At 43.7% G+C, this 21,313-nt stretch carries 23 protein-coding genes; 21 read left to right on the top strand and 2 right to left on the bottom strand.

Annotated elements, in window-relative coordinates; genetic code table 11:
• Nucleotides 1–3 precede the first annotated feature (3 nt).
• The 17 genes from rnmV (at nt 4) to QT711_RS15955 (ending at nt 15,320) form a co-directional block, all read left to right on the top strand.
• A complete protein-coding gene (rnmV, locus tag QT711_RS16035; RefSeq protein WP_317945920.1) occupies nt 4–564 on the top strand; it encodes a ribonuclease M5 in 561 nt (186 codons plus the stop codon).
• Nucleotides 557–1,441 (top strand): 16S rRNA (adenine(1518)-N(6)/adenine(1519)-N(6))-dimethyltransferase RsmA, encoded by an 885-nt coding sequence (gene rsmA, locus QT711_RS16030; protein WP_317945918.1) that lies wholly within the window; start codon nt 557–559, stop codon nt 1,439–1,441. Before rnmV ends, rsmA begins: the two co-directional genes overlap by 8 nt.
• A gap of 146 nt (nt 1,442–1,587) precedes the next feature.
• Nucleotides 1,588–1,854: a biofilm formation stimulator Veg gene (veg, locus tag QT711_RS16025; RefSeq protein ID WP_317945916.1), complete on the top strand. Its 267-nt coding sequence runs from the start codon at nt 1,588–1,590 to the stop codon at nt 1,852–1,854.
• A 128-nt stretch (nt 1,855–1,982) separates the two neighbouring features.
• A complete protein-coding gene (locus QT711_RS16020) occupies nt 1,983–2,168 on the top strand; it encodes a small, acid-soluble spore protein, alpha/beta type (RefSeq protein ID WP_317945914.1) in 186 nt (61 codons plus the stop codon).
• A gap of 174 nt (nt 2,169–2,342) precedes the next feature.
• Complete coding sequence (gene ispE / locus QT711_RS16015) at nt 2,343–3,209, top strand: 4-(cytidine 5'-diphospho)-2-C-methyl-D-erythritol kinase (RefSeq protein ID WP_317945912.1); 867 nt, start codon at nt 2,343–2,345, stop codon at nt 3,207–3,209.
• A 57-nt stretch (nt 3,210–3,266) separates the two neighbouring features.
• Nucleotides 3,267–4,094, top strand: a complete 828-nt coding sequence (purR, locus tag QT711_RS16010) for a pur operon repressor (protein ID WP_317945910.1) — start codon at nt 3,267–3,269, stop codon at nt 4,092–4,094.
• Nucleotide 4,095: 1 nt separating this feature from the next.
• Nucleotides 4,096–4,473, top strand: a complete 378-nt coding sequence (locus QT711_RS16005) for a RidA family protein (RefSeq protein WP_317945908.1) — start codon at nt 4,096–4,098, stop codon at nt 4,471–4,473.
• Between the two features lie 412 nt (nt 4,474–4,885).
• Complete coding sequence (locus QT711_RS16000) at nt 4,886–5,014, top strand: hypothetical protein (protein ID WP_317945907.1); 129 nt, start codon at nt 4,886–4,888, stop codon at nt 5,012–5,014.
• A 565-nt stretch (nt 5,015–5,579) separates the two neighbouring features.
• On the top strand, nt 5,580–5,864 hold the full coding sequence (gene spoVG / locus QT711_RS15995) for a septation regulator SpoVG (protein WP_317945905.1): 285 nt from the start codon (nt 5,580–5,582) through the stop codon (nt 5,862–5,864).
• Nucleotides 5,865–6,141: 277 nt separating this feature from the next.
• Complete coding sequence (gene glmU / locus QT711_RS15990) at nt 6,142–7,512, top strand: bifunctional UDP-N-acetylglucosamine diphosphorylase/glucosamine-1-phosphate N-acetyltransferase GlmU (RefSeq protein WP_317945903.1); 1,371 nt, start codon at nt 6,142–6,144, stop codon at nt 7,510–7,512.
• A gap of 14 nt (nt 7,513–7,526) precedes the next feature.
• A complete protein-coding gene (locus QT711_RS15985; RefSeq protein WP_317945901.1) occupies nt 7,527–8,486 on the top strand; it encodes a ribose-phosphate diphosphokinase in 960 nt (319 codons plus the stop codon).
• 82 nt (nt 8,487–8,568) lie between these two features.
• Nucleotides 8,569–9,201, top strand: coding sequence for a 50S ribosomal protein L25/general stress protein Ctc (locus QT711_RS15980; RefSeq protein ID WP_317945899.1), 633 nt, complete (start codon nt 8,569–8,571; stop codon nt 9,199–9,201).
• Between the two features lie 112 nt (nt 9,202–9,313).
• Nucleotides 9,314–9,877, top strand: coding sequence for an aminoacyl-tRNA hydrolase (pth, locus tag QT711_RS15975; protein WP_317945897.1), 564 nt, complete (start codon nt 9,314–9,316; stop codon nt 9,875–9,877).
• 55 nt (nt 9,878–9,932) lie between these two features.
• A complete protein-coding gene (locus QT711_RS15970; RefSeq protein ID WP_317945896.1) occupies nt 9,933–10,169 on the top strand; it encodes an anti-sigma-F factor Fin in 237 nt (78 codons plus the stop codon).
• An 82-nt stretch (nt 10,170–10,251) separates the two neighbouring features.
• Nucleotides 10,252–13,785, top strand: a complete 3,534-nt coding sequence (gene mfd / locus QT711_RS15965) for a transcription-repair coupling factor (RefSeq protein ID WP_317945895.1) — start codon at nt 10,252–10,254, stop codon at nt 13,783–13,785.
• Between the two features lie 90 nt (nt 13,786–13,875).
• A complete protein-coding gene (gene spoVT, locus QT711_RS15960) occupies nt 13,876–14,412 on the top strand; it encodes a stage V sporulation protein T (RefSeq protein WP_317945894.1) in 537 nt (178 codons plus the stop codon).
• Between the two features lie 332 nt (nt 14,413–14,744).
• On the top strand, nt 14,745–15,320 hold the full coding sequence (locus tag QT711_RS15955; protein ID WP_317945893.1) for a Uma2 family endonuclease: 576 nt from the start codon (nt 14,745–14,747) through the stop codon (nt 15,318–15,320).
• 175 nt (nt 15,321–15,495) lie between these two features.
• On the opposite strand, the gene QT711_RS15950 is transcribed toward QT711_RS15955, so the two are convergent.
• The gene (locus tag QT711_RS15950) at nt 15,496–16,188 is read right to left on the bottom strand and encodes a hypothetical protein (RefSeq protein WP_317945892.1); all 693 of its coding nucleotides are present in this window, start codon (nt 16,186–16,188) and stop codon (nt 15,496–15,498) included.
• Nucleotides 16,181–17,005: an ABC transporter ATP-binding protein gene (locus QT711_RS15945; RefSeq protein ID WP_317945890.1), complete on the bottom strand. Its 825-nt coding sequence runs from the start codon at nt 17,003–17,005 to the stop codon at nt 16,181–16,183. Before QT711_RS15945 ends, QT711_RS15950 begins: the two co-directional genes overlap by 8 nt.
• A gap of 179 nt (nt 17,006–17,184) precedes the next feature.
• Here QT711_RS15945 and QT711_RS15940 point away from each other — a divergent pair, with 179 nt between their 5' ends.
• From QT711_RS15940 to hepT, 4 genes are all read left to right on the top strand, one after another.
• Nucleotides 17,185–18,171, top strand: coding sequence for an ABC transporter substrate-binding protein (locus QT711_RS15940; RefSeq protein ID WP_317945889.1), 987 nt, complete (start codon nt 17,185–17,187; stop codon nt 18,169–18,171).
• Complete coding sequence (locus QT711_RS15935; protein WP_317945888.1) at nt 18,171–20,135, top strand: iron ABC transporter permease; 1,965 nt, start codon at nt 18,171–18,173, stop codon at nt 20,133–20,135. Before QT711_RS15940 ends, QT711_RS15935 begins: the two co-directional genes overlap by 1 nt.
• Nucleotides 20,136–20,432: 297 nt before the next feature.
• Nucleotides 20,433–20,843, top strand: coding sequence for a type VII toxin-antitoxin system MntA family adenylyltransferase antitoxin (gene mntA, locus QT711_RS15930; RefSeq protein ID WP_317945886.1), 411 nt, complete (start codon nt 20,433–20,435; stop codon nt 20,841–20,843).
• Complete coding sequence (hepT, locus tag QT711_RS15925; RefSeq protein WP_317945965.1) at nt 20,836–21,246, top strand: type VII toxin-antitoxin system HepT family RNase toxin; 411 nt, start codon at nt 20,836–20,838, stop codon at nt 21,244–21,246. The genes mntA and hepT overlap by 8 nt, the downstream gene beginning before the upstream one ends.
• The last annotated feature ends 67 nt before the right edge of the window (nt 21,247–21,313 follow it).

The raw sequence follows: 21,313 nt of genomic DNA, 5'->3' as shown, positions 1-21,313 counted from the left end.
CACGTGAAAATAAAAGAAATTATCGTTGTGGAAGGAAAATCGGATACAATCGCCATAAAACGCGCGATAGGTGCAGATACTATCGAGACGAACGGGTCGGCAATAGACGAAAAAACATTGCAACAAATTCAACTTGCGCATGAGACCCGTGGCGTCATCGTATTTACCGACCCAGATTTTCCTGGCAGAAGAATACGGGCAATTATCGAAGAGCGTATTCCTGACGTTAAACACGCGTTCTTACACAAATCGAAGACCATTGCTAAAAACGGACAAGGGCTAGGCATTGAACATGCGAGCGATCAGCATATTAAAGAGGCGCTTGAAGCGGTCTATTCATTGGACGGAGAATCGGTGGAAGAAATTCCATTGGTATTTTTAATTGAAAATAAATTAATTGGACACCCTGAAGCGAAAAGAAACCGTGATCGGCTAAGTGAGTATTTTCAAATTGGACAAGTGAACGGTAAAGGGTTGAAAAAGCGACTCGAAATGTTTCGGATTACGCCACAGCAGTTAAAGGAAGCATTACAAGCTCTGCAAGAGGAGGAAGCTCATGAATAAAGACATTGCAACACCAATCCGGACGAGAGAAATTTTAGAGAAATACGGTTTTTCATTCAAAAAAAGCTTAGGACAAAACTTCCTAATCGACTCAAATATTTTGCGTAATATTGTGTCGCATGCAGATTTAACAGAACGTACAGGCGTTATTGAAATCGGGCCGGGAATTGGTGCTTTGACAGAACATATCGCAAGAGCGGCAAAGAAAGTAGTGGCATTTGAAATCGATGGGCGATTGCTGCCTGTATTGGAGGATACGTTATCTCCTTACGATAATGTAACGGTCATTAACCAGGACGTTCTAGAGGCCGATTTGAATAAAGTCGTTGAGGAGCAATTCAGTGGTTACGATGACCTTGTAGTTGTCGCGAACTTACCGTATTACGTAACAACTCCAATTATTATGAAGTTCCTTCTCGATCGAGTACCGATTCGCGCAATGGTTATTATGATGCAAAAGGAAGTGGCAGATCGTATAACGGCTTCTCCAAGTACGAAGGCTTATGGATCTTTATCAATTGCGGTCCAGTATTACATGGATGCAGAAGTTTCAATGATTGTCCCGAAAACCGTTTTTGTGCCGCAGCCGAATGTTGAATCAGCTGTGTTGACGTTAACAAGGAAAGAACAGGTGCCAGTGGAAGTGATAGATGAAGATTTTCTATTCCAAGTGGCGAGAGGCTCATTTGTCCAAAGAAGAAAGACACTGCTGAACAATTTGCAGGCATCCTTACCAAACGGCAAAGCGAAAAAAGAACAGATCTTGCAAGCTTTCGAACAAATTGGGATGGATCCAGGCAGAAGAGGCGAGACGTTAACAATCCAAGAATTTGGTGCGTTGGCAAATGCATTATATCCTGAATTCCGCATGTCGTGACGAAAATAAGGCAGAAAACTAAAACCAGTTGTCGAAAAAAGCAAAAAAAGAATTGACAAACTGAAGGGTTCGCAGTTAAAATTACCGTTTCAATTGACAGAACTTTTTAACAGTGTTATACTGGTATTTAGTGAGGTGTAAGCGACGTGCCAAAAACATTAGCGGACATTAAGAAGTCATTGGATGATCACCTAGGTAAACGTTTGCATGTACGTGCAAATGGCGGCCGTAAGAAGACAATCGAACGTGCCGGTGTCCTTCGTGAAACGTATCGTGCGGTTTTTGTTGTTGAACTGGACCAGGACGAAAATGCTTTTGAGAGGGTGTCTTACAGCTACGCAGATATTTTGACTGAAGCTGTCGAAATAACTGTATTGGATGACGGAGACGCGACAGCGTTCATCATCAAATAACCGTTTCAGCAATCTTGTATTGTTTTTTTATTTAAAACGCTTAAGCGATCCTACTTGGATAAGCTTAAGTGTTTTTTGTGTATGGGCGGACATACTAGTAGTGTCAGTCAACAAGGAGGAGAAGCCGGATGGCTAGAAAACGAAGTACAATGTCTGAGCACTTGAAAGAAGAGATCGCTAAGGAGCTTGGCTTTTACGATGTTGTTCAGCGAGAAGGTTGGGGAGGCATCAAGTCCCGGGATGCAGGAAACATGGTGAAACATGCGATTGAAATGGCAAACCGTGGACTAGCGAACGAAAAAACGAACCGCTAAGAGCACCTATTATCCAAATGATGACTGACAAGGGAAGGGTTACATGGAACGTCGTATCTGTCGTTCATGTAGCTCTTTTCCATTTTTTATGGCCTTCAAGAAGATTTCGCGGTTCAAACCCTCCTCGCTATGGTAAAATAGTGAACAATGACAACCTGGAATGGAGGGGGCTGGATGTTATATGAGAAAGCGCCAGCAAAAATTAACCTGACACTCGATGTACTACATAAACGCGACGATGGTTTCCATGAAGTTGAGATGATTATGACGACCGTTGACTTAGCAGACCGCGTTTGGCTTCGACCTACACAGGACAATAAGATTACCATTAAAGTATCCGAGCGATTTGTGCCGAATGACCGAAAGAATTTGGCTTATCAAGCGGCAGATTTGCTAAGACGGAAATTCAATGTCCGTAGTGGTGTCGAAATTACACTCGACAAAAAAATACCCGTTGCAGCAGGACTCGCAGGTGGCAGTTCCGATGCAGCAGCAACATTGCGCGGGCTGAATCGACTATGGAAGCTTGGCTTAAGTGCGGATGAACTGGCAGATATCGGTGCAAAAATCGGTTCCGATGTGTCCTTCTGTGTGCATGGTGGTACTGCGTTAGCAAAAGGCAGAGGCGAAAAAATTGAACACCTGCCAGCACCGCCAAATTGTTGGGTCATCTTGGCGAAACCGACCATTTCCGTTTCCACAGCCGACATTTACCGGAACCTTGACGTTGCAACCATTCAACATCCTGACACAGCAGGCATGTTAGAGGCGCTGCATGCAGGGGATTACGCCAAAATGTGTGCTTCTCTCGGCAATGTTCTAGAGCCAGTGACGATGAAAATCCACCCGCAAGTCGTTGATCTGAAAGAAAAGATGGAACGCTTCGGGGCAGATGCCGTATTAATGAGTGGCAGTGGTCCGACGGTATTCGGTTTTGTGAAACAGGAAGCGAGAGTTTCAAGAGTATATAACGGTTTAAAAGGCTTCTGCAAAGAAGTTCATGCCGTCAGAATGACAGGAGAACGGTTTCTTCTTGATTAAAAACGTACATTCGTGATAATGTACGAATAAAATATTCGGATGTAGGGGTTGTTAATTATGAAGTGGAAAAGGAGCGAACGGCTTGTCGATATGACACGTCATCTGTTGGAACATCCACATTCCCTCATACCGCTCACTTTCTTTTCTGAGCGCTATCATGCAGCTAAGTCCTCGATAAGTGAAGACTTGACCATCGTCAAGGAAACCTTTGAAGAGAACGGCACGGGTAAACTAATCACCGTTTCAGGTGCGGCGGGTGGAGTAAAGTACATACCGCATGTCACGGAGACAGAAGTTCGTGAAGTGATGGCCCTCATGAAAGAAAGTCTAGGACGTTCAGATCGTCTATTGCCGGGCGGTTATTTATATATGACAGATTTCTTAGGCAATCCTTCCATAATGGATCGCATAGGGAAAGTCTTTGCATCTGCTTTTAGTGAGACGGAAATAGATGTGATCATGACAGTCGCAACAAAAGGAATTTCAATTGCCCATGCGATTGCTAGGCATTTAAACGTACCTGTCGTGGTCGTACGCAGGGATAGTAAAGTGACAGAAGGTTCAACCGTGAGCATAAATTATGTATCCGGCTCTACACGAAGGATTCAGACAATGGTATTATCTAAAAGGAGCATGAAAAGTGGGCAGCGCGTACTCATCACCGACGACTTCATGAAAGCAGGGGGCACAATGGCTGGCATGAAAAGTCTGTTGGAGGAATTCGATTGCGAACTCGCAGGCATCGCTGTCCTTGTCGAGGCAGAACATGCAGAAGAAGTCCTCGTCGATGACTACCTCTCGTTGGTCAAGCTCCGCGCGATGAACGAGAAAGACCGCACCATTGAGCTAGAAGAAGGCAATTATTTTACGAAGGGTGGAAACTAACATGAATTACGTAGCGACAAAAAACGCACCTCAAGCAATCGGACCCTATGCACAAGCGGTAAAAGCAAACGGATTGGTTTATACATCCGGACAACTACCAATGACACCAGACGGCCTACTCGTCGAAGGCACAATTGAAGAGCAAACGAATCAAGTATTCGCGAACCTAAAAGCCGTACTAGAAGAAGCAGGCTCTTCATTGGATCAAGTCATTAAAGCAACTGTGTTCATTAAAGACATGAACCAATTTGCTGCCCTAAACGACGTTTACGCGCAACAATTCGGTTCACACACACCTGCCCGCTCCACAGTAGAAGTAGCAAGACTACCGAAAGACGCATCCGTCGAAATCGAAGTCATTGCACTAGCAGGCGAATAAAAAATTTGCAACCCGCTCATTTATCGTGAGCGGGTTTTTTATTGGGAGTGGGGGATTGAAGGGGGGAGGGAATTGATGGATATCTGCATGTGATGTAGTCCTGTTGCCTGCTTTATTACCGATGTTTAGATGATGATTGAGAATTTATCATTTTAAATGGAAATTAGCAGATTTTTGGAGGGAGAATTTCCGTTACCACCGTTTCTGAGGCAGTTACCACCGATTCGTCATTTTTCATTAGAATGTAGCAATCACCTTGGTCGGCAATTAACATGATCACCGCGTTTTCAGGATTTATCACCGCTTGTCACCCATTTATCACCGCTCATCCGCAGTTTATCACCGCTTGTGGAGCGTTTATCACCACTGGACCATTATATGTAAATTAATTAGGTGAAAATTTTATAATTTGATGTCTAACGTGAGAAACGAGCAACATTCTCCACTAAGAAAAGCGTTATCACCGATTCTAATGAGTTTATCACCGATTCTCGAGCAGTTATCACCGATTCGGACGGGTTTATCACCGAAACTCAGCTAGTTATCACCGTTTCGAGCCACTTTATCACCGATTCGTCGTTTTTTAGTACAATGTAGCAATCTTTGGACGGAGCATTCGCGTTACCACCGATTCAGGCGAGTTTACCACCGAAACTCAGCGCGTTACCACCGATTCACAGCCAGTTACCACCGAAACTCAGCTAGTTACCACCGTTTCAAGCCACTTTACCACCGATTCGTCGTTTTCATGGAATTCTTCGATCATCTAGGACGGAAAGTAGGCATTATTATCGGTTAGTCGGCCGTTATCACCGCTTATCAGCTAGTTTCCCCGCTCGCCCGCAGTTTATCACAACTCATCCAGTTTGTGCAATGAATCTCACGACCACTCACACTGTTGCTGCTAACACCACCATTAAAAAACACTACAAATCAGTTGCCCAAACAAAAATTAGCCCCTTATTCCAAGCAAAAATCCTCCAATCCTCAAAGCGATACATATATTTCAAATTTATTAAAAATATTTTTCAAAAAAAAAAGGGAAATGCTTACTTTTGTAGAATATAGTTGTTGAGCAATGTAAACAAAAAGGGAGTGGGAAAAGAATGGAAGTAACAGATGTGAGACTGAGGAAAGTGGAGACGGATGGTCGCATGAGGGCGATTGCGTCGATTACGTTGGATGGTGAGTTTGTCGTGCATGATATCCGTGTCATTGAGGGGAATGATGGATTGTTTGTCGCGATGCCTAGTAAGCGGACGCCTGAAGGGGAGTTTCGGGACGTTGCGCATCCGATTAACACGTCAGCACGGATGAAGGTACAAGAAGCGGTTTTGTCTGCGTATTATATGGTTGAAGAAAAAGGGGTTTTGGAAGAGGCTGGAGCATAAGTTTTCTTCTAAAAGCACATGATGGAAAGCACAGCGTGGGGTTTGACATTCAAATCTCGGGCCTGTGCTTTTTGGGTTGGAGCCGTCCATTCACAAAAAATTGCTCCCTCATCGATCTAACTTTGTTGTGAGGATCCAACTGTCATGTAAGCACATCAATCGAAAAATGAAAACAACCATATTAAAATAATCATGACAGCTTGTCAAGGGGGTATAGTTGAAATGTCTATTATTTTCAGCTATAGTCAATAATGAAATTATGGATGGAGGCCAGCACATGACGAATACATACGCCATCGTCCTTGCTGCAGGACAAGGGACGCGGATGAAATCCGATTTATATAAAGTATTGCATCCTGTTTGTGGGAAACCAATGGTCGAGCACGTTGTCGACCATATCATTGGAATCGGAGCGGATAAAATCGTTTCGATTGTCGGTCACGGCGCAGAAATGGTGGAACAAACACTAGGAGCGAAAAGCGAGTACGCGCTTCAAGCGGAGCAATTAGGCACTGCACATGCTGTGCAACAAGCAGAGGCGCAACTTGGTGAGCTGGATGGTGTCACACTCGTCGTCTGTGGCGATACACCGCTTATCAAATCGGAAACGATGCAAGCATTACTCACACATCATACCGAAATGAAAGCGAAGGCGACAATTCTTACAGCGCATGCAGATAATCCGACAGGTTATGGTCGTATTATCCGAGATGAGGAAGGGAACGTCCTTCGCAACATCGAGCATAAGGATGCATCACCAGAAGAACGAAATGTGACTGAAATTAATACTGGGACGTATTGTTTTGATAACCGAGCGCTTTTTGAAGCACTAAAGAAAGTGAAAAATGACAATGCGCAAGGTGAGTACTACCTACCCGACGTCATTGGGATCTTAAAAGCTGAGAATGCGCGAATTGCAGCATATGTAACCGATGATTTCAGTGAAACGATTGGTGTCAATGACCGTGTCGTATTGGCAGAGGCTGAAAAAGTGATGCGTCAACGTATTGCTGAACAACATATGCGCAATGGCGTAACCATCATTGATCCAAGCAACACGTACATTAGTGCAGATGCTGAAATTGGGCGTGACACAGTGCTACAGCCGGGTACGATGATTGAAGGTCACACAACAATCGGTGAAAAGTGTACGATCGGACCAAACAGTCATATTAGCAACAGTAAAATTGGCAATGATTCAACCATTCATTCGTCAGTCGTACGCGACAGTACAATCGGGTCAGGTACGACAGTAGGGCCGTTCGCACATATCCGTCCGGATTCCAATCTCAGCGACAATGTTAAAATCGGCAACTTTGTAGAAGTGAAAAAGACGATGTTAGGGGAAGGAAGCAAGGTTTCTCACCTAAGCTATATCGGCGATGCGGAAGTCGGTACCCATGTGAACATCGGTTGTGGAACAATTACAGTGAATTACGATGGGAAGAATAAATTCCAAACGACCATTGAAGATGGTGCATTTGTCGGCTGCAATTCTAATTTAGTTGCACCTGTAAAAGTTGGTAAAGGCGCTTATGTCGCGGCCGGATCGACGGTTACAAAAGATGTACCAGAAAATTCACTTGCAATTGCGCGCGCGCGCCAGGAGAATAAAGAAGGATACGCAACAAAACTAAATCATAACTAACTAGGGGGGCCATGATGGCTAATCATTATCCTGACAATAAACTGAAGATATTCTCTTTAACATCGAACGAATCACTTGCACAACAAGTGGCAGACGAAATCGGTCGTCCACTCGGCAAGTGCTCTGTCAAACGTTTCAGTGACGGAGAAATTCAAATTAACATCGAAGAAAGTATCCGAGGCTGTGACGTCTTTGTCATCCAGTCCACCTCTAATCCTGTCAACGATAACTTGATGGAACTACTAATTATGATTGATGCATTAATGCGTGCTTCTGCACGTACCATCAATGTCGTTATGCCATACTACGGCTATGCGCGCCAAGACCGTAAAGCACGTTCACGTGAACCGATTACAGCTAAGCTTGTAGCAAACCTGCTTGAAAAAGCGGGAGCTGACCGCGTCATTGCTATTGACTTGCACGCACCTCAAATTCAAGGTTTCTTCGATATTCCAATCGACCACCTTGTTGCAGAACCAATCCTTACTGAATATTTCAAAGGGAAAGGTCTAGAGGGGAATGAGCTCGTCATCGTATCTCCGGACCACGGTGGTGTTACGCGTGCAAGAAAAATGGCGGATCGTATGAAAGCGCCGATTGCGATCATCGACAAACGACGTCCACGCCCGAACGTTGCCGAAGTAATGAGTATCGTTGGTAATGTCGAAGGAAAGACGGCTATCCTCATTGACGATATTATTGACACAGCCGGAACGATTACAATCGCAGCGAACGCGATCATCGAGAGTGGCGCTAAGGAAGTGTATGCTTGCTGTACACATCCGGTCTTATCTGGCCCTGCAATCGAACGAATCGACAATTCACGCATTAAAGAATTGGTCATTACGAACTCGATCGAACTACCAGAAAGCAAAAAATCTCCAAAAATCAAACAATTATCGATTGCGAAACTCCTAGGAGAAGCAGTCATCCGCGTGTTTGAAAAGAAATCTGTCAGCACATTGTTTGAGTAAGCAAGCACTATAGTTTACCGTCGTCTGATTTTGGGTATTTCAAGAGATAGAATAACTTTTTTTAGGAAAGGTGACTACGCACATGAGTACAGCAATTCAGTCGAAACGAAGAGAAACTAAAACGCGATCAGCTTTATCAGCATTAAGAAAAGATGGGTACATTCCATCAGTCGTTTATGGATACAAAACAGATTCTACACCAATCGCAATTAAAGAACGTGATTTACTATTCACGTTGCGCGAAACAGGACGAAATGGTGTCATTAAACTGGATGTAGACGGCGAGGAATTGAACGTCGTGTTAAACGACTATCAACAAGACGCATTAATAGGCGATATCCGCCATGCGGACTTTTTGGCCATTAACATGACAGAAGAGCTTGAAGTCAACGTAACCGTTAATCTTGTCGGCCAATCCATCGGGGAGAAAGAAGGCGGCATTGTACAACAGCCAAACTTTGAAGTGCTTATTAAAGTGAAGCCTTCAGATATCCCGGAATCATTTGATGTTGACGTTTCAGGCTTGAAAATTGGTGAAACGATTACTGTCGGAGATGTCCGCGAGCAGTCGAAATTTGAAATTCTGAATGACGATGACTACAGTCTTGTTTTAATTTCTGCGCCACGAACGGAAGCAGAGTTGGACGAGCTGGATGCCGATGGAGCAGCACCTGATGCAGAACCGGAAGTCGTTGGCGATCAAGACAAAGAGTAATACACAGAAGCTAAGGAGCGCACGTTTTCATCCGTGCGCCCTTTTTAACATTGTATTGAAAAGCATTGAGTAGTGTATGGAATATCAAGACCGTCAAAGGAAGAGTAAACTTATGAAAATGATAATTGGACTCGGGAATCCGGGTAAGCAATATGAAATGACCCGTCATAATGTCGGCTTTCATGTAATTGATGAACTGGCGAAGCAGATGGATGCACCTGCTATGCAACTAAAGTTCAACGGGGCCTATACGATTATCCACCGTCCTGAAGGGAAAGTGTTGCTCGTCAAGCCTCTCACTTACATGAACCTCTCTGGCGAATGTGTAGCTCCGCTCATGGATTATTATGATATTCATCCTGATGAAATTGTCGTAATCTACGATGATCTTGACCTTGCGCCTGGGAAATTACGGTTGCGCCAAAAGGGGAGTGCAGGTGGCCATAATGGTATGAAATCATTAATTGCCCATCTTGGAACGGATACATTTAACCGCATTCGTATTGGCGTCGGTCGCCCTACAGGTGGCATGAAAGTGTCAGATTACGTTTTGTCTTCATTCAGTAAGGAAGAACAGCCTCTGCTGGATGAAATGGTGAAAAAGAGTGCATCAGCTTGTCTAGACTGGCTCAAAAGCCCATTTCTCGATGTGATGAATCACTATAATAAAGCATAAGGAATAATCACACATCATTTAGCCTATACTTTGTGTAAAAGGGGCTGATGATAAGTTGACGATCCGTTATTCATGTAGACATTGTAATACAGAAGTCGGTAGCATTCCGTTTTCATCTGCCGGCGAAGTCATTCAGCAAGTGCAACAAACGGAACAAGAGCATGATGGACATGAGCATTTTATTGAATATAATCAAGATGGTTCGTTGACCGTTCGGTGCATTTGTGAGGAATGCGAACAGTCACTTCTGCTGTTCCCGGATTACTATGCATTAAAGAAATGGCTACAATAGAACTGCTGCTTTGGCGTTTTCGGCGCACAAAGCTTTTTTCACTTCAATTCATTCATCTATTGCAAAGCGAGGATATTGATCATTGGATGCGCTCATAAATTTATTTTTACAAGAAAAAGAGATTCATAAAGTCATTAAAGACTTGCAAACAGGACAAGATCGTCAACTGCTGGCAGGACTCACAGGCGGTGCAAAAGCGGTCTTTTTTAAGGCTGCCTACGAGAGTACGGACAAACCGATCCTTCTCATTACTGCAAATATGTTGCAAGCTCAACGTACATACGAAGATTTAGTGAAAATGCTCGGCGAGTCGCTCGTGCATTTGTATCCAGCAGAGGAATTGGTAGCTGCTGATTTTTCTGTATCGAGCTATGAGCTACGAGCTAGCCGGATTGACACGCTCAATCATATGGCACGTGTTGGAAAAGGCGTTTACATTACACCCGTCGCAGGGATGAAAAAACTTCTTCCAGCGAAAGAACAGTGGCTCTCACATTCGCTCACGACAAAAGTGGATGACGCCATCGATGTGGAGGAATGGGTGCAAAAGCTTATTCAAATGGGGTATGCCCGTCAAGATATGGTGACGGCACCTGGTGATTTTGCACTTCGAGGCGGAATTTTAGATATATTTCCGTTGACGATGGACCAACCTGTCCGCATTGAACTGTTTGATACGGACGTCGATTCCATTCGTACATTTTCTGCGGATGATCAGCGGTCCACTGACAAATTGGACACAGTAACCATTCTGCCGGTTACAGAGCACGTGTGGGATGCGACTCATTTACTGCAAATAGCAACCAACTTAGAAGAAGCGTTGCGAACGAGCTTGAAACGGATGAAAAACGACCATGCCAAAGAATCATTAACAGAAAACATCTCCCGCGACATCGATTTGTTGAAAACAGGTATCATTCCAGAAGGGATGATGAAATACGTTTCGTTTTTAGAACGGGTTCCGTCCTATTTAGGGGACTATTTTCCAGCAGATGGACTTGTTTTGTTCGATGAAATTGGCCGGATTGTAGAAGTTGCTTCAGCAATGGAAAATGAAGAGAAGGAGTGGTTTTTGACACTTCTTGAGGATGGCAGGATCGTTCATGATGCAAAAATTTCGTTCTCGTTTGATGAAATGCATAAGATGCTTGAGCAACCAAAAAGTTATTTATCTTTATTTGTCCGTAATGTACCGGGAATCGTTCTAAAAAAGACCGTATCGTTTTCCTGTAAGCCGATGCAAGAATTCCACGGGCAGATGCATTTATTGAAAAATGAAATGGAACGATGGAAACAAGGGAAATACAACATATTCGTTGTAGTGGATGGAGAAGAGCGCATCCAAGAAGTCCAATCCATCTTGGGAGATTACGAGATGGAGGCTACTGTTAATGGCAAACCATCGGATGAGGGCGTTCTATCTATTATTAGTGGTGACCTGTCCGGCGGATTTGAACTTCCATTCCAGCGAGTAGCGGTCATTACAGACGCAGAGTTGTTCAAAGGGAAGCCGAAACGAAAAGCTCGTCCGCAAAAGATGACGAATGCGGAGCGCATAAAGAGCTATTCAGAGATAAAACCTGGAGACAATATCGTTCACGTCCATCACGGAATCGGGAAATATTATGGTGTCGTGACGCTTGAAGTAAATGGGGTGCACAAAGACTACCTCGATATCCGTTATCGTGGGGAAGATAAACTGTTTGTCCCTGCTGATCAGATTGATTTGATTCAGAAATATGTTGCTTCAGGTGAGAAAGAACCGAAATTGCATAAACTTGGCGGCGCCGAATGGAAGAAGACGAAAAACAAAGTATCGTCTGCTGTCAAAGATATCGCGGATGATCTCATTAAGTTATACGCCAAGCGCGAGGCGGAAAAAGGCTATGCGTTCTCTCCAGATGATGATCTACAACGCTCCTTTGAAAATGCTTTTCCGTATGATGAAACGGAAGATCAACTTCGTTCAATCATGGAAGTGAAGCGGGATATGGAAAGGGAACGCCCAATGGATCGTCTTCTTTGCGGAGATGTTGGATATGGGAAAACCGAAGTGGCGATCCGATCAGCTTTCAAGGCTGTTTCAGACGGTAAACAAGTCGCATTCCTCGTTCCGACTACTATTTTAGCCCAGCAACATTACGAGACGATGAAAGAACGTTTTGCAGGCTTTCCTGTAGAAGTGTCTTTGTTGAACCGTTTCCGTACAAAAAAACAGCAGACAGAAACATTGAAAGGCTTAAAGGCAGGTACAATTGATGTGGTCGTTGGCACACATCGCCTGCTATCCAAAGATGTTGTTTATAAAGACCTCGGTCTGTTAATTGTCGATGAAGAGCAACGATTCGGTGTGACCCATAAAGAGAAGTTGAAACAATTGAAAACAAATGTCGATGTTCTAACCTTGACTGCAACACCGATTCCACGCACGCTTCATATGTCGATGTTGGGTGTTCGGGATCTATCTGTCATCGAGACACCACCTGCAAACCGCTTTCCGGTGCAAACGTATGTCATGGAGCACAATTTTGGATTAGTGCGTGAAGCGATTGAGCGAGAGATGGGACGTGGCGGTCAAGTGTTTTATCTCTACAATCGAGTCGAAGACATTACGCGCAAAGTTGATGAGATTAAACAACTTGTACCTGAAGCACGCGTTGCCTTTGCACATGGGCAGATGGGTGAATCTGCACTTGAAGCGGTCATTCTCAGCTTCCTTGAAGGTGAGTATGATGTCCTTGTGACGACGACAATTATTGAAACGGGTATTGATATACCGAATGTCAACACGCTCATTGTGCACGATGCAGATCGTATGGGCTTGTCACAGTTGTATCAGCTGCGCGGGCGCGTCGGACGTTCGAATCGTGTTGCGTATAGCTACTTTTTGTACCAACGGGATAAAGTGCTGACAGAAGTGGCGGAAAGTCGTTTACAAGCCATTAAGGAATTTACGGAACTTGGATCAGGCTTTAAAATTGCAATGCGTGATTTATCGATCCGTGGTGCAGGAAACTTGCTTGGATCTCAACAGCATGGCTTCATTGATTCGGTTGGATTTGACTTGTATTCGCAAATGTTGCAAGAGGCAATTGAAGAGAAACAGACAGGCGTTGTGAAAGCCGACATTCCGGATGTTGAAATTTCATTGCCCATCAACGCGTACTTGCCGGATACGTATATTAAGGATGGTTTCCAAAAAATCCAGATGTATAAACGGGTAAAAGCAATTGAAAACGAAGCGGATTACAGTGAACTCGTCGATGAAATGACAGACCGTTTCGGAGATCTGCCACTTGAAGCGGATTTGCTGTTACGTATCGGAAGAATAAAGGCGTGGGGCCGTATGGCAGGCGTCGAATCCATCAAAAAGCAACGTTCTATAATTGAAATCCGACTCTCTAAAGAAGGTACCGCTCAAACGGATGGTGCGAAAATTGTCGCGGATTCCATGCGCTTTGGCAAAGCAGTCGGTTTTACAATGGAAGACGGCCGACTGATCTTGACGGTAGATGAACGGTTTACTGGAAAGCAAACAGATTTCGATGTGTTGGAAGAAATGATGCGGATCTTGCAAGCGTCCCTAAAAGAAACAAGCGGCACAAGTTCCGTCTAAAGGTTCTGTTGCATAAAATGTCCAAACATGATGCATACTATATTCGAACGGAAAACGGTATTCAATTACTGGGAAAGTGAGGCATCATGCATGAAAGCAACAGGGATCGTGCGCAGAATTGATGATTTAGGCAGAGTGGTCATTCCAAAAGAAATTCGAAGGACCCTCCGTATCCGCGAAGGAGACCCGCTTGAAATCTTTACCGACAGGGATGGAGAGGTCATTCTTAAAAAGTACTCCCCAATATCCGAACTCGGTCAATTTGCGAGAGAATACGCAGAAACACTTTACGAAACACTTGGAACACCCGCACTCATCAGCGATAGAGATGAGATGATCGCCGTATCCGGGTTATCAAAAAAGGATTATTTAAACCGACAATTAGCTCCGGATGTGGAAGAAATTTTATCGGGCCGAACAATCGTCACGGAAAAACTAGAAAAAGCAGTGGAATGGGTGCCCGGTCAAGTCGAGCAAGTGAAATCCTACTGTGTCGCTCCGATTGTAGCTGGAGGAGACACAATCGGTGCAGTCTACTTGCTATCTAAAGTCCACTTTATTGGAGAAGCTGAACAAAAAGCAGCAGAAACCGCCGCACACTTTTTGGCGAAACAGATGGAACAATAAAAGACAGCCTGCACGCACCGGGAAGCATCGGGGTGGGTGGGCTGTTTTTATGTAATACATTACTTTTCTTCGTAATCTAGAAAATCATTTATCTAACGAAAATGGCGTTTTCTCTTTCGGTGTGGTTTATTTTTTAAGATAAAAACCTAGTAAAGATGCATTGAAAGTTCAACTCATATACGTTAAACCACCATTCAACCTTCGTACTATTATGACTATTTTGTTTTCCGCTAAACCAGCTCTCATGCTATACTACAAATAACTAAAACGGTACTGATGAATACAGTGTCTCCAGCTTTAAAAAATAATACTGGTAGAAAGGATAGGATATGATGAGCATTCAAAGGAATGAAAATAAGCATTATACTTTTCAAGACTTCTTGTCGTGGGATGAGGGCAGTCGATATGAAATTTTTGATGGCGTTCCTGTATTGCTTGCATCGCCAACGACGAAACACCAAGGCGTTGTCTCTTTTTTGACGATAGCGTTTGGGATGTATTTCAAAGGTGATAAATGCCGAGTCTTTCCCTCTCCGTTCACAGTACGTTTTTCTGAAATAGATGATTATGACAATGCAGATAATGTATTTGAACCAGATCTTTCAATTATATGCAATAAAAATCAGCTCGATAAATTTGGGTGCCAAGGTGCTCCTGAACTTATTGTAGAGGTGTTATCACCGTCTACAAGTAGGAATGATAGAATTCAAAAATACAATGCATATCAAAAATTCGGAGTTCCAGAGTATTGGATTGTAGATCCATTAAATGAAACTGTGGAGGTCTATGTATTAGATGGAGGCATATACCAACGCGGAAATGTGTATGGACGAGAAGACGTGATTAAATCGCATCAATTTGAGCATTTGGAGATAATAGGGGAAGAAATGTTTTCATACGGTGAATAACATAAGCAAGTTCTACTGATTAGAATAATGGTGAGACCATAACTGAAACTAGACCTCTGCGCTCCAATAGGTACGCTCTCCGTGTCGTGCACCTAACGCTCTCCTTTTTTGAAAAGATCATGTAAAAGAAACAATAAAAAACAGCCCACACATACTGATTGATTCGTGGGCTGTTTTATTTTTTATTCAACGGACAATACGGGCATTTCTCGGTATTTGGCAATTCCTTATACAAGCAACAAGTCGTCCGTTTATAATTCGTCATGGCTTCAAGAACGGGCTCGTTTTGTAAAAATTGCTTGAAAGGCGAGCGCCGTAGTTGAGGTGTCCAAGTTGCGTCATGTAACAAAATGTCCAAATCATCTTGGGCGGATGGACAATTTTCCTGGAGTAGCATCGAGTACATCCAAATGACGTAGCCCCAGATGTTTTCCCAAAGAATCAATTTTGAAATAGGTGCGCGCTTGCTTAAATAGTTCACGACCGGATGTCCATACTGTTCAAGAAGGAAACGGATATCGTTTTCGCGTTCTTGTACCGTCCTAAATGGTTCGGAAGGGATGGAGAATGATAGGTTCCCTTCACCTACTTCGACTGCAATATCCTCTAATCTTCCCGTCCATCGCAAGTTAAAATTGCTAAGCATATGCAGGTGAGCCGCTATGAAGAAACCGTATCTACGCATAAAAATGGATAGCGCCACAGCATCTGTAGGGGCACCCATTTGTGTTTGAATCAAATGTATTATTTGCGAACTCCCTGCATGCGTTAATAGATCCTCAACTTTCATAAGGCCCATTGGCTGATCACTTATGGATACATTAAAACGTTCCAATGCGGCTAGTTGTTCAGCATTCAACTCAGGCACCTGTATGACTCCTTAAGGCGGGCACGATGCAACGCCCGCGACCAAATGGCACACAATGCGGTGTTCCGAATAGGGGATCCGTCGAAACTTGGCACTCCATACCGAATACCGAACGGACAAGGTCGCAGGTAATGATATCTTCCGGTCTTCCTTGCGCAAAAATCGCGCCGTCTTTAATGGCGACAATATTGTGTGCATAGCGTGATGCCAAGTTCAAGTCGTGCAGCACCATAACGATTGTCCGGTTCTTTTGCTCATTTAATTCGAACAGTAAATCCAAAATCTCAATTTGATGGGTCATGTCGAGATACGTCGTCGGTTCGTCCAATAAAATGATGTCGGTATCTTGTGCCAGTGTCATCGCAATCCAAGCACGTTGACGTTGGCCCCCCGATAATGTATCAATGGCTTGATCGCGCAAATTGCTGATTTTTGTTGCTTCCATCGCCGCTTCGACCTTCTTCGTATCTTCTTCTGTCCAACGGGAAAGCCATGACTGATGCGGATAGCGACCTTGCTTCACGAGATCGTGGACCGTCAATCCTTCAGGTGATACAGGGCCTTGAGGAAGGATACCCATCTTCTTCGCAACATTGCGTGAAGACATCGAATGAATATCTTTTCCTTCGAGTAAAACGGATCCATCGGAAGGCTTTAATAACCGGGCAATCGAACGAAGCAATGTGGACTTCCCACAACCGTTGCTTCCGACGAAGACCGTAATTTCCCCTTTAGGGATTGTTAAATTCAAATTCTCAAACAGCAAATGATCCTGATAGCCGATGGAAAGGTTTTTCGTATTTATCGTAGGGTGCATGAAACATGCCTCCGTTTCATTGATAATCCAAAGAAATGACAACGTAAGTACTTACTAGCATACCATATTTTCGTTTAATTGAGAATGAATATCATTAATTTGTAAAAACACTTTACAAACGACTTGCTTACAGCTTACACTACTAATTGATAATGATTATCAGCATGGAGGAATGAAGTATGAATAAATATATGAAGACGTTTTTACTAATGGCTTTAAGTGCAATCCTTTTAGTCGGCTGTTCGACAAATAAAGCTGACAATGAAGACAAAGGAAGCGATAAAGCTGAAAGCAGTGTGACGGTTACAGGTTCAAACGGTGAAGTAACATTGGATGAGCCTGCTAAAAAAGTTGTTGTCCTTGAATGGACATATGCGGAAGATTTGCTTGCACTTGGTATCCAGCCGACAGGAATGGCGGATATTCAGGAATATCATAACTGGGTGAACATCGATGCGGAGTTAAGTAAAGATGTCGCTGATGTCGGTGGTCGACAAGAACCGAACCTAGAGGCAATTGCTGCACTTGAGCCGGACTTGATCATCGGTGTAAGTTTCCGTCATGATGCAATGCTTGCAGATTTGGAGAAAATTGCACCAACAGTCATCTTCAATCCGTATCCTGAGGATGAATCAATTGATTTGTATCAAGAGATGACGACGACGTTCAACGAAATTGCAAAAGCTGTAGATAAAACAGATGAAGCAGAAAAAGTATTGGCGGATTTAGACGCTAAATATGAAGAAGCGAAAGCTGAAATCGAGAAAGCGGATTTGAAAACAAAGGATTTCATCCTGACGCTTGCTTACTCAGGTCCTCAAGCTCCGGAAATTCGGGTATTCACACCAAACTCAATGGCTTCTCAAATTCTTGAAAAAATCGGTTTGAAAAACGTTCATGTACCCGATCAGTTTGAAGTGTTCGGTTCTAGTACGTTCAACGTTGAAGGATTGACGAAATATGAAGATGCTAACTATCTTTATACAGTTCAAGATGCAGATAATGTGTATAAGAACCAATTAAAAGACAATGCAGTTTGGAAAAACTTGAACTTCGTGAAAGAAGATCGACTATTTGACCTAGGTGGGGACACTTGGTTGTATGGAGGACCACTTTCAGCTGAAACAATGCTGAATCGAATTGTTGATACGATGGTCAACAAATAATGGCTAGCAATACGTCAGGGAAAAGATCGTTGTTCGTTTGGATCAGCGGTCTTTTCCTGTTGGTCGTTTTATCCTTTATTCATTTGACGCAAGGCCAGGCGGATTATACCGTTTCACAGTTAGTAAAAGAGGTATGGGTAGAGGGACGTATTCAGGATATCGTTCTCTCTCTCCGACTTCCACGGTTAGTCATCGGGATTTTAGCAGGTGGTGCACTTGCTGTTGCAGGTGCAGTATTGCAAACGTTGACGAATAACCCTTTAGCATCTGCGAGTACACTTGGGATTAACGCGGGTGCATACTTTTTTGTTGTCGTTTCGATGATTTTTTTTCCGTCAGTACTTGGAAACTTTCCATTCCTCGTTGCATTGGCAGGTGCAGTTCTTTCATCAGTACTTGTCGTCACACTTGCGGGGAAACAGATGGAACCGGTCCGCGTCGCGTTGACGGGAATGATTATCTCGTTATTGTTCGCATCGATGACCGGCTCGTTACAGCTGTTATTTGAAAATCAAACGAACGGACTCTTTTTATGGGGTTCAGGCACTCTTGTGCAATTGAACTGGAACGGCGTATCGTTCGCAGGTCCGATGATCGTTGTTCTGTTCCTTATGACGCTCGCATTGGCAAAACCGATGGACATTCTGTCATTAGGTGAAGATGTCGCATCTTCCCTTGGACAAAATGTACCAGTTGTAAAATTGCTGGCGTGGGCTGCTGCCATTCTTCTTGCAGCGACAACTGTCAGCGTTGTTGGACCAATCGGCTTCATTGGTTTAATGGCGCCGCATATTGTGCGCATGCTTGGTATTAGAGGACATTTGCACATTTTCCTTCAATCGTTCCTTTGGGGCAGTGTAATGCTAATCGGAGCAGATGTGTTAGGCAGACTGATCCAACCAGGTCAAGAAGTACCGGTCGGAGCGATGACGGCTTTAGTCGGTGGCCCTTGGTTATTGTATTTGGCATGGAAGACGGCTAAAACGCATACGAAAGGCGATCGCCAAATGGGCGGTACGCTGAAGCCGGTGAAACTGCCGATTGTCATTGTAATCATTGCCGCTTTAATTGTTGCTGTGTTGACGATGGCGTTATCATTTAACGGTTCGGTATGGTCGATGGACTGGATGAAACCGGTCATTTGGAACTTCCGCGTGCCGCGTGTGCTGACAGCTTTCATTGTAGGGGTCATGCTTGCGTTAGCCGGGGTTTTATTGCAAGGCGTCTTACGGAATCCGTTGGCGGACGCTAGTGTGTTAGGTGTCACGTCGATGGGTGGCGCTGGAGCGATGTTGTTACTAGTCGTCTTCCCGGCAATCCCTGTTCAGTATATGCCGCTTGGCGCGGTAGTAGGCGCTTCAATTGCCCTAGTCATCATTTTAACGACGTCTTGGAAAAATAACTTTCAGCCGATGCTTGTCGCCTTGATGGGGATAGCAATTTCTGCATTCGGCTCAGCCGCTACACAGGTGTTTGTCGTCAAAGCGAAGTTAGCCGTTGCCGCTGCACTCGTCTGGTTGTCCGGTAGCACATACGGAAAAGGGTGGGACGATGTACAGCTCGCCTTAGTGATGGTCGCTCTTCTTCTCGGCCCGGCCATCTATTTGACACGAAGTTTGGATACATTGACATTCGGTGATGACGTAGCTGCAGGACTCGGTCTATCTGTCAAATCGACACGTGTCTGGGCATTGGTCGTCGGGGTGGCAATTAGTACAGCCGGTGTTGCGATTGTCGGGACAATCGGATTCGTAGGACTTGTAGCGCCGCATATCGCACGTAGACTCGTAGGTTTCCGCCATTTACCATTACTGGTTGTTTCGGGCTTATTGGGCGGTTTGTTGCTTGTCACGGCGGATTTCGTTGGCCGCATACTGATTGCGCCAAAAGATATCCCGAGTGGACTGGTCGTAGCGTTGATTGGTACGCCGTATTTGCTTTATTTACTCAGGAAAATGAAATGAAACAGCCATACGTCCGTTTTGTAAACGGGGCGTGTGGCTGTTTTCAAATTAGGAACTTTTCGTTTTGTAAAATCATCAATCTTTTATTACTTTTGATAGATCTCAATTTACATTTAGCTACTTTGCATATTTTTCATACAAACGACTTCATACGTATCGATACATTGGATGAAAGCTGTTTTATTGCCCCGTTTGGCTCATGAAAGATGAGAGAAGTTCTTAATAAGGTAGACAAGACTATATTGATGTGCAGTTTTTCCCAAAAATGCTTATACTGTTGATAAGGCGGTGATATGTATGCTTACGAATGAAATAATGGTACAACTCATTGAAAAGGTTAAGCAAGAAGTCAATCCAGCTTTTATTATCCTTTTTGGCTCTTTTGCAAAAGACACGGTACGCGAAGAGAGTGATATCGATCTTGCTTATTTCAGCAGCAAGCAACTATCATCTTATGATCGTTTTTTGCTATCCAATGAGCTTGCCTTAATAGGTGGGCGAGAAGTAGATTTAGTTGATATTAGAAATATCGATACAGTTTTCACGATGCAAATTTTTGCCCATGGCATCCCAATCTATATAGAGGATGAAAATGAATACATCCGTCAAAGAATGCGAGCTTATAGCATGTATGCAACTTTAAACGAGCAACGAGCAGCTATTATTAATGACATTCAGGCGAGGGGAAGTGTATTTGGGGATGAATGATGTCATCTTAAACAAAATAACAACGATTGAGCGCTGTCTGATCCGTATTCATGAGGTGTATGAAGGGAATCCTGAAAATTTAACGGACTTTACGAAACAAGACAGTATCGTGTTAAATATACAGCGTGCTTGTGAAGCAAGTATTGACCTCGCTATGCATGTAGTGGGCAGGCGTAAATTAGGCGTTCCAAAAACAAGTCGTGAAGCATTTAAGCTTTTACAAGAAGCAGCTATAATTGAAGCGGATCTTGCAAAAACATTAATGAATATGGTTGGTTTCCGCAACATCGCTGTTCATGATTATCAAGCTCTTGAACTCGATATTTTAGAGTCGATTTTAAATAAACATGTTAACGACTTCAAACAGTTCATAAAGGTGCTTTTACAGTTGGAGGATCACTGAAAGACAGCTTTCATGTATCGGATAAATGAAATGAAACAGCCACGCTTCCGTTTTGTGAACGGGGGTG

Origin of the sequence: Sporosarcina saromensis, from assembly GCF_033253735.1 — a bacterium.
GTDB lineage: Bacteria > Bacillota > Bacilli > Bacillales_A > Planococcaceae > Sporosarcina > Sporosarcina saromensis.
This window is presented reverse-complemented; position numbering and strand designations above follow the sequence as displayed.